This window comes from Salinimicrobium oceani (assembly GCF_012037645.1).
Genome location: NZ_JAAVJR010001055.1, coordinates 1 through 367, shown reverse-complemented (window position 1 = coordinate 367; position 367 = coordinate 1). Strand labels below are relative to the sequence as shown.

The following is a 367-nucleotide window of genomic DNA, read 5'->3' as shown; positions in this document are numbered from 1 at the left end:
ATCTGTTATTACATACTTATGCAGGCATTCCCCAAAAAGTTCTTTTGTGGTACGTTTTCCCCTTTCATTTCTTACTGCATTATCGGCAAAGATTGGGGTTCCGGTAAAACCAAACATCTGCACATCTTCAAAATAATCTTTGATCCTTTGGTGTGTATCGCCAAACTGACTACGATGGCACTCATCAAAAATGAAAACCATTCGCTCATTTTTAAACCGTTCCATCTGCTTCCGGTAACGATCCTTATGAATGGCTGTATTTAATTTTTGAATAGTGGTTACAATGATCTTAGTATCGTCGTTGAATTGCGTAACTAATGATTTAGTATCATTTGTACCATCTATACTTCCGTCGCTAAAATGATTG

The 367-nt window shown here is 36.8% G+C and carries 1 protein-coding gene; it reads right to left on the bottom strand.

Translation table 11 applies throughout. The features are described from left to right. On the bottom strand, window positions 1-367 hold a 367-nt coding region (locus HC175_RS20745), incomplete at both ends, for a DEAD/DEAH box helicase family protein (protein ID WP_168139894.1).